Here is a 4,220-nt window from a genome sequence, read left to right on the forward strand (position 1 = left end):
GCGGTACGAAGAGGTAGTGGTAAACGGTGGTGATGCCGAATTGCCAGCGCGCCAACGTTTCCGGCGCCAGAGCCAGGTCCACGCGGTCTCTCCTTCAGGTTCACGCGGTTTCTCCTGCGCTTCTGGTGTCACCGGCAGTTCAGAGCGCTGGAGCTACAGTGCGTGGGCGGCCGGGGAAGGCAGAACATCATGCGCGGTCCATGTGTCTCACCGCAGTCATCAAGGAGGGCACAACACCTCAGACGCGCGTCCTGTCGGGCCAGAACGGGCTGCCCCCTGGTCGGCGACGTCTCCGCCGCCAACACCCACGACAGCGAAGCACTGAAGCCCATCGTAGCCGGTAACTACCGAGGTTGAAGGCGGGTTGTTGTAGGGGCTGGCGGTTTGTGTGGGCGTCGTTTGAAAAGTGGGTCTGGATCACTTTCCGGGCTCTGTCACTAATTTGGGGGTAGTTGGGCAGCTATCCGATGTGATGGGTGGGGTTCAGATCGCGGATCTTCTGCTGCCGGCTATCGCGGTGGAGGTCGGCCAGCTGGTGCTGACGGATGCCGAGGTTCGGGTCGCCGTGCGGTCAGGGGCTGTGTCGGCCGCCTGTTCTGGATGCGGGCGGAGATCTTCGAGGGTGCACTGGTACTACCAGCGGACTCTGGCAGATCGTCCGGTCGCTGGCCGGCGTGTGCGGATCGGGCTACGAGCGCGTCGGCTCGTGTCGGGAATGAGCACTGCGCCCGTCGGACATTTGCCGAGCACGTACCGGCTCTGACGCGTCGCTACGCACGCCGCACGGACGCTCTCACCGCCCAGCTCACCGACGTGGCCCTGTTCCTGGGCGGCCGGCCAGGCGCCCGCCTGTTCCAGCTCATGGCCATCGACACCTGCAAGGACACGTTGCTCCGGCTGATCCGTACGCTGCCGCTCCCGTCGTCGGGACCGGTGCCGCACCTTGGTGTCGACGAGTTCGCCGTTCGAAGGGGACGGACCTACGCGACGATCCTGATCGACATGGCAACCCACCGCCCGGCCTCGACGTCCTGGCTGACCGGGCCGCAGCGACCTTCGCGTCCTGGCTGCGGGACCATCCTGAGGTCCGGATCATCTGCCGTGACCGTGCCGGTTCCTTCCGCGACGGGGCCCAGACCGGCGCTGCGCAGGCCAGGCAGGTAGCCGATGCCTGGCACCTTCTGAACAACCTGGCGCAAGCAGTCGAACGCGTCATCGGGGGCGGCATCGCGCTGACCTGCGACAACCCTCACCACCCACGAGCAGCGGACCGACGACGCCCCAACCCCTGAAGGCCACGACCGCGCAGCACTGGACATCCACGGCCGACCAAGACCTCTGGTCGCCCGCACCCGCGAACGCCACCAACAGATCCAAGAACGCATCGAACGCGGCGACAGCCTTCGCGCCATCGCACGCGACCTCCAGCTCAGCCGCGGCACGGTCAACCGCTTCGCACGCGCCGCAGAAGTCGATGAGCTTCTCATCGCCGCCATCAACCGGCCCACCCTGATCGACGACTACCGCCTCTATCTGCACCATTGCTGGCTGGAAGGCTGCACCAACTTCCGCGCTCACCCGGGAAATCCAGCGGCTGGGCTACCGCGGCGACGTCAACACCGTCCGCCGGCACCTGAAGCCCTACCGCAACGGCGCGATCCCCGCCACCGCTCCCTTGCCACACCTGACCGTCCGCAGGGTCACCGACTGGATCACGCGGCGGCCCGAGCGCCTCACCGACCTTGAGCGAAAGGGTCTCGACGAGCTGTGCGAGCGGAACCCCGCGCTGGCGACGACCGTCGAGTACGCACACCGCCTGGCACTCATGGTCCGCGACCGCCGCGGTGAACACCTCGCCCTCGATGTCTGGATCGCCGACGTCAGCCTCGACGGCCAACGCGAACTCCGCACTCTGGCCAACGGCATGCGACGCGACCACGCCGCCATCCAAGCCGCCCTCACCACGACCTACACCTCCGGAGCAGTCGAAGGCAACATCACCAGGATCAAGCTGTTGAAGAGACAAATGTACGGCCGCGCCAACTTCGATCTCCTACGGCACCGCATCCTGCTCTCACCGTGATCAACAGCCCGCTACCCCCAAAATAGCGACCGAGCCCGGAAAGTGATCCAGAGCCACGATTCGCACGTCGTCCCCGAGATCCAGGCGGAACGTAGAGGGCCCGGCATCCAGACCATGGTGCACTGCGGCCTCGTTACGGAGTAGCGACGCAGCGGAATCCGGTGTCGTTCCTTCATACCGGCGTTGGCGGCGTTCTGTAGGGACGAAGCGGCACGGTTACGCACACACAGGCGCGGTTCTGTCCTTTCAGTCCCTGGCGGTCGTACTCGTCGACGGGGTGGTCAGTGTCGGGCGACGCAAGGTCGCCGCATGCCGGATTCTCCCTGTACCGCACACCTGGGCGGCCCTTGTTGCTGCCACGAGTTGACACCATCCTTCCTTCGTGGAGGCCACCCCGTAGCCTATGCGGGGAAAGAGAGTCTTACTTCCATGAATTGATAGTGAAGCCCGGATTTCCAGCTCCAGAGTGTGCCATGATAGCCAACCCTCCGTCGCCAGCAGCCGCGCCACAGTCGGCGCTCCCATAAATAACGTAACCGCTGGTAGAATTGTTGTAGACAGATTTCGCTGCAATGGGAGCTGGGCCGCACCACCCGGGAGTCCCCTCCGACCAGTGATTTGCTTGATCGCCCGTATAATCCGGTTGACTGTAGAAGCAAACGTAACCATTGTCGCAAGCCATCGCACTCTGTGCCCCTGCCAATGCGACGCTACCCAAGGTCGAAATCATCGCAGCAAAACAACGAGGCGCTTGCGCCTGGAGAAGTGCATCGAGGATTTTTCATCAATGGTCCTCGGAGACTTCGCAGAGTTGGGCCACATCACAACCTCCCGCTCACCCTTGCTCGAATAATCGACCACCAGGAAAGCAAGCCACTTTGGGTAATGTCTAGAGATTGACCTTAAAATAGCTCGTTCGGTCGATAGGGGCGGCTTTGCTGATTGAGATGAGTTCGATCCAGGGGCTTGGCCGTTGGGGTGTCTCAGCGGCAGGGGTCTCTCTTCGCCGACCGCGGCTACGACTACGACAAGTGCCGCCGCCTGTTGCGGAAGCACGGAGCTCTTTCCAACCTGATGTGGGTCCGGGTCGAGGCGGTTTGGCTGTGCATACTGAGGTTGAACTCGTGATGTCGTGGTGGGTCAGGCGGGTGTGATGGTCAGGCCGGTCTCGGTGAGGCAGCCGTCTTTGAGGTGGCTGCGGTATTGGATGTGCCGTAGTCCGTGTCGGATGCGCTGGACGAGGTGTTCGGGGGTGCTGAAGGCGATGTTGGAGAGCCAGCCGCGCCGCAGGAGGGACCAGATGCCTTCGACGGGGTTGAGGTCGGGTGCGTAGGTGCAATGCTGCTGACTTTATGCCTGTGTGCTCGTTGAGCTGGTGTGGCTGGTGTGGCTGGTGTGCGGGCAGGTGGGGATGGCCGGGTTGTGGACCGGTTCGCGTTGGGTGTGCTGACGTGAGTCTTCCCGGCAGGGTTGATCGACGAGGTCGTTGTGGGTACCGGCCGTGGTGAAGTACGGCGTCGGAAGCTGCCGGCTCGGGTGGTGGTCTGCTTCGTGCTGGCGATGTGCCTGTTTCGGCCGGCTGGATACGAGGAGGTGGCCCGGCTGCTGTCCCAGGGGCTTCGGGGGTGGGAGGTGCCGTGCACCGCGGCGGTCAGCCGAGCTCGTGCCCGGCTGGGGCCGGAGCCGTTAGGGGTACTGTTCGAGAGGGTGTGCCGGCCGGTGGCCGGACCGGACACCCCGGGGGCGTGGTACCGGCGGTGGCGTCTGGTGGCAGTCGACGGGACCGCGCTGGAAGTGCCGGACACCGCGGTGAACGCTGAGTATTTCGGCCGTGCGGTGTCTGATCGTGGTGCGGGGGCGTTTCCGCAGGTGCGGATGGTGGTGTTGGCCGAGTGCGGCACGCATGCGGTGTTCGGGGCGGCCATGGGACCGTTCACCGTCAGTGAGGTCGCGCTGGTGGGACAGCTGTGGGAGCACCTTGAGCCGGGGATGCTGGTACTGGCTGACCGGAACTTCCCGGCCTTCCCACGCTGGCGCGCGGCCCTGGCCGACGGCGCAGATCTGCTATGGCGGGTGAAGAGCAACGCGGTCCTGCCCGTGTGCCGGCAGCTGGACGACGGCTCGTACCTGTCGCAGA

At 64.7% G+C, this 4,220-nt stretch carries 5 protein-coding genes and 1 pseudogene; 3 read left to right on the top strand and 3 right to left on the bottom strand.

Annotated features, from left to right (window positions below; translation table 11 throughout):
* Positions 1-472: 472 nt before the first annotated feature.
* Positions 473-763 carry a transposase family protein gene (locus ACZ53N_RS36565; protein ID WP_469145032.1) on the top strand — a complete coding sequence of 97 codons (291 nt, stop codon included), beginning with the start codon at positions 473-475 and terminating at the stop codon, positions 761-763.
* 449 nt (positions 764-1,212) lie between these two features.
* Here ACZ53N_RS36565 and ACZ53N_RS36570 read toward each other — a convergent pair whose 3' ends face one another.
* Positions 1,213-1,542: a hypothetical protein gene (locus ACZ53N_RS36570; protein ID WP_469145028.1), complete on the bottom strand. Its 330-nt coding sequence runs from the start codon at positions 1,540-1,542 to the stop codon at positions 1,213-1,215.
* A 133-nt stretch (positions 1,543-1,675) separates the two neighbouring features.
* Here ACZ53N_RS36570 and ACZ53N_RS36575 point away from each other — a divergent pair, with 133 nt between their 5' ends.
* Positions 1,676-2,083 (top strand): transposase, encoded by a 408-nt coding sequence (locus ACZ53N_RS36575; RefSeq protein ID WP_469145029.1) that lies wholly within the window; start codon positions 1,676-1,678, stop codon positions 2,081-2,083.
* A gap of 421 nt (positions 2,084-2,504) precedes the next feature.
* On the opposite strand, the gene ACZ53N_RS36580 is transcribed toward ACZ53N_RS36575, so the two are convergent.
* Together ACZ53N_RS36580 and ACZ53N_RS36585 are read right to left on the bottom strand one after the other, a co-directional pair.
* On the bottom strand, positions 2,505-2,813 hold the full coding sequence (locus ACZ53N_RS36580) for a peptidase inhibitor family I36 protein (RefSeq protein ID WP_469145030.1): 309 nt from the start codon (positions 2,811-2,813) through the stop codon (positions 2,505-2,507).
* A gap of 410 nt (positions 2,814-3,223) precedes the next feature.
* Positions 3,224-3,415, bottom strand: a pseudogene (locus ACZ53N_RS36585) (IS630 family transposase); the annotation flags it as partial.
* Between the two features lie 138 nt (positions 3,416-3,553).
* Here ACZ53N_RS36585 and ACZ53N_RS36590 point away from each other — a divergent pair.
* A partial coding sequence (locus ACZ53N_RS36590; RefSeq protein ID WP_469145031.1) for an IS4 family transposase occupies positions 3,554-4,220 on the top strand: 667 nt, incomplete at its 3' end.

The organism is Streptomyces sp. NPDC033229, assembly GCF_055576875.1.